Raw genomic sequence first — 4,239 nt, 5'->3', positions numbered from 1 at the left:
AGATTGGACATGCCTCGCAGTCCTTTTCGTTCTTCGTCATGCAATTCGTCCTCGTCTGACGACAACTGAGCTCGCTTCGTCTGAGCGGATTTGGCCTCAAGCCGGTCGTACGCCGCGGCAAGACGCTTGATCTGCTCGCGCTCACCGGAGATATTTTCCGAGACCATTTGGCTCCCGGCCAAAGCCCGAAGGTATTTCGCGGCAACACGCTGCACATCGTCTTCGGTTTTCGCCCTCCGAAGTGATGACGAACGCACGACAATAACGCCATGCGCATCGTGAATAGCTAGCACCTCCTTGACTTTTTCCTGCAAGTTATCGAGGGCGTCGTGGCCCTGTGCACTCAGGAGGATGCGAGTCGATGGATCCTCGAAACGGCGCCAGATCAATTCTGTCGCTAGCCTTGTCTTCCCCACGCCAGGTGGACCAACGACAAAGAAAGACGGAAGAGTGCTCCAGATAGAGCGCAGAGCCTTCTGCTTCGGGTGATCCAGTTCCGCGAACTCGGCGTCATCTTCCCTCAGCGCCTCCTTGCTCGAGCGCTGAAGTCGCCAAGGATCGTCTAGCATGTCCACGAGATCGACTCGCGTGTTGAGCGCGCGAATATTCGCCAGGTGCCGCCCTATAACCTTCTCGGTGCCGGTCTCACCGTCGGCACGTAGGAACAGCGGACCTCCCTGGGGAACCTCGTCGTCAACCTCGAATCGGTATGCTTGACCACCTCGTTTCTCGACGACGTCGACAAACGACGCCGTGATGTCGTGCGTTCTAGACCCGCCCAGGCTCGCGGAAAGGCTGATGCGCCATTGGCTTTCGGCGTCCCGGTGCTCCTCCGCGAAGAGCCTGGCCAGCGCCGCCGACGTCTCGGGGACGCCGATGCGCTTGGCGATACGATCACGATCATTGTTTGGAAGCCCGCGGATTGTCACATAGCGTCGACCACGATCGCTGGACGATTCGAGCACTTCGATCGGATAGATTTCGAACGCCTTGACGACGGATTCGACAATTTGAACCAGTACGAGCGCGGCCTGGATTTCCTCCGTGCGCCCGCTATCCGCACCGTCTTTTTGATCTGCGAAGGCACTCCAATCCAAAACGTCGGGCCCAAGTTCAGCGCGTAGGTCTCGGGCCCGCCGAATTCCAGCCACCGAAATTGGTTGAAGGATCGGATGTTCAACGAAGTTGCCAAGGCCGATTGGACCGCCACGTGGCTCCGCATTGGCGCAAAAAGCGATATCCCAGACGGGGACGCCATCATCTTGGAACGCGGTCAACGTGTACGTCATCGCCTCGGTAACCAAGGTCAGGCGATCTCTCTTTGGATCAAACGATGTCGGCACAAGCAACGTGGCCCCCCCTGCCATGTCTGCCTGGAGCCAATCCACCTGCTTTCGAAACTCGTCGACGGGTACTTGTCCACCGGTTGCGGCGAAAATCACGTCAGCCACGCGAGACGGAACCGGCAACGCGAGCAAGAAGGTTCCTGCCCTGGCGGCGACGGAGCGCGAGACGTTTGAGATAATGTCATCGATCGCCCGCGAAATCGTTCCGGCGTCCTGAACGTCAAGCCGATAAGGGACGATGAGGCGGCGTAAAACGGCGCGCTCGGAAGGGCTCAACGCGAGGGCTTGGTCGGGCCCGTCGAGGGCTTCAACGTCTCCCGTTTGTCTCACGACCACACGAAGGGTCGCCGCGATCAGTCGACCTAGAGCCTGCCAATCCTCCTCAAACGAGTATCGCAGCGCTCTTTTCGACTCGCTCTGGGGGCTGAGACGAGCATGCGAGGCTGCAACGGAATCCGCACTCAGCCACAGACTCCATTCAAATCCAGCAAGGTAAAAGTCCGGGTCTTCCGATCCCTCCGTGAGCACGACATCTTCGCTCAGGCTTCCGTGCACGAGCCCTTGGGAATGGACGATGCCGAGTGCCTTCACGAGGCGGCCGATATTCCTCCAGAAGAGTACGCGCGACCTAATGGCCCCTAAGTTCCTCAGCCAATGCTGCCGGGGAAGACGTTTCAGTCGCTGGGCTAGCGGCTGGCCGAGTTGCGGTTGCAGTACTCCGAAATTTTCTTCGTCTTCGACGAATTCGATGACGTCTACGATCACGTCGCGCGCGCCGCCATACGACATCAGGCGTTGCATCTGCCGCATTTCGTGCAGCCATAGTTGGCGCAGATCATCGTCCACAGCGGTGTTGGTTTTACGCCAAAGCTTTAGGTTGTAGCCCGCCCCGGTGTCCCGTTCCTCTACCTCGAAAATCGCGGATCTGAGTGCCGAGCGATCAATAGGGGCGATCGCGTCCCCGACGAACTCAAACCGCGCCTCAAGGGGCGGACGCTTGCGACTCGGTACTTTCTTCTTCGCCATGCCACGCCCGAGGGATTCACTTGATCCCTATATTCGCTCAGGCGCGACGATTCGGGCGACCATCGCCCAATATTCGTTTGCCCACCCCGCTACCCAGACTCAGTTATAGTACAGAATGTAGAGATTCGGACAAACGACTCCTTGGCTGGCTTGTCCACAGGGGCGGCACCCGAACTGGCGCCGCTCGCGTTTGAGGGAAAGGCGAACATTTCCTCACACTATGGATCAGGCCAGTCCCGCATCATGATAAGTAGGGAAAGCACCTTCTGATAGTTGAGGTCTCGAACGATTTCGCCGGTATAACCCGCTTCCCGAAACTCAGCGATCCGTTCATTTAGCTCGAAAGGTTGAAGCCTCGGATCGAAGCTGATTGAAGTGAACAAGGCGTTCGGATCGATCTTCACAAGCCGAACTTTCGGTGATGGTCTATCCTGCTGCCAAGACCGACCGATCAGGAGAAGACGCATTTCCTGCTCATGGCCGAAATAGCCCCGCTTCCACAAAAGTGACTCGGCGCGCCCCTGCACGGTGCAGAAAAAACCAGGGCCGCGCTCGCCGTTGCACGCATTCACGATGCGCTGCCAGATTTCCTGGTCGTCCAGATATTCTACCCGACCGGCCACGACATGGCCGTCTGCGCCGACGGCATGCCACTCTTTGGCAGCGGCCAACAGACGCCGGACCGTGGTCGTGACGGTCACGCCTTCGTTGGAACGATCCGAGTTGCGTCGCGTTTGCGGATCCAGATTCACGCGAGAGTACGCCCTCAGCAAGGTATCGGAACCGGGGTTCAGCGACCAGCATTGCGCCCAAGCCGGAGCAAGGTAGGCCGCCAGGGGTCGTTGGCTCTTGCCAGGGATATGTTGGCTTCCGTCGAGCATGCAAAGTGCTGCTGGGTCTTCTCGTGGATCATCCCACAGGCGCGTTGCGACCAACGCCATTTGGCCCGATTTAACGTGGGATCACCGCTGATGGGAACGAGTTCCATTTTCTTCCCTGCTAGCCGTCACGACACCGCAGCCTCGCCAAGTCTGATATTTGCATGGATCCGATCTACAGGATTCCCCACGCTCGGAAACTCTCCCTCCCCGTCATCTCGCGCAGGTTAAGTGCGCCGACGAGATCGAGGGCACCCTGCCGGGAAACTTCGAGCTTGTCCTGAATCATGCTGGTCGACACCAGCGGACGCGACAGGACCAGATCGAGCAATGCGGGCAATTTCGAGCTGGCGCGGCGGCCGCGCAGCACACGCTCCATCTGGCCCTTGGCGAGAAGCAGACGGTCGTGCTCCTTGAGTCCGGCGCTCGCCGCTTCGTATGTCGCTTTTACTTCCCGATTTCAAACGCCCGAACGTCATATGCCGGTTAGGTTTCCGCGCTACGAAGGGCGTGATTTTCGCTAACGATTTCACTGACTGCTCGATTTGCCGAAGCCATTGCACAACCGAAAAGCAGCACCTGCTTTGTCGCATTCCGATGAAGTGTGGCTGGCTGCACGCCGTGTCGCCCGCGAGCTTGACAGGATTCTCGACGGTTCGGGTCCACGACAGGCGGCAATCAATCGGGCCGCAGCCGAGCTGCGGCTCTCGACCCGCCAAGTCTATAACCTGCTGGCGCGCTACCGCATCGATCGCACCGTGACGTCGCTACTGCCCCCGCTGGATGGCGTTCGTAAGAAGCGCCTTAACCAGGGCATCGAGGAGATCATCGCCTCGACGCTGCGAGAGCAGTGGCTGGTGCTTGAAGCTCCTCCGCTCGCGCCTGTCGTCGCGGAAATCCGCGCCCGCTGCGAGGAGGCCGGGCAGACCGCTCCGTCCTATCTCACCGTCGCCCGACGGATACCCCTGCTATTCACGCCTGAGGAGATC

Annotated in this window: 2 protein-coding genes and 2 pseudogenes; 1 reads left to right on the top strand and 3 read right to left on the bottom strand. The window is 59.2% G+C overall.

All coding sequences use genetic code 11. The features are described from left to right. The 3 genes and pseudogenes from EOA27_RS25045 to EOA27_RS25035 all read right to left on the bottom strand — a co-directional run. A partial coding sequence (locus EOA27_RS25045; protein ID WP_127257511.1) for an AAA domain-containing protein occupies positions 1 to 2,372 on the bottom strand: 2,372 nt, incomplete at its 3' end. Positions 2,373 to 2,590: 218 nt separating this feature from the next. Next, positions 2,591 to 3,253 carry a hypothetical protein gene (locus tag EOA27_RS25040; RefSeq protein WP_127257509.1) on the bottom strand — a complete coding sequence of 221 codons (663 nt, stop codon included), beginning with the start codon at positions 3,251 to 3,253 and terminating at the stop codon, positions 2,591 to 2,593. A gap of 172 nt (positions 3,254 to 3,425) precedes the next feature. Continuing rightward, positions 3,426 to 3,686, bottom strand: a pseudogene (locus tag EOA27_RS25035) (helix-turn-helix domain-containing protein); the annotation flags it as partial. Positions 3,687 to 3,834: 148 nt separating this feature from the next. On the opposite strand from EOA27_RS25035, the pseudogene EOA27_RS25030 reads away from it, so the two are divergent. Further along, positions 3,835 to 4,239 (top strand): annotated as a pseudogene (locus EOA27_RS25030) (transposase); the annotation flags it as partial.

The organism is Mesorhizobium sp. M2A.F.Ca.ET.037.01.1.1 (assembly GCF_003998075.1).
Lineage (GTDB): Bacteria > Pseudomonadota > Alphaproteobacteria > Rhizobiales > Rhizobiaceae > Mesorhizobium.
This window is presented reverse-complemented; position numbering and strand designations above follow the sequence as displayed.

What these genes read in the sequence shown, in the direction of transcription:
- EOA27_RS25040 (WP_127257509.1), bottom strand. Translation starts at nt 3,253, where the DNA reads ATGCTCGACGGAAGCCAACATATCCCTGGCAAGAGCCAACGACCCCTG.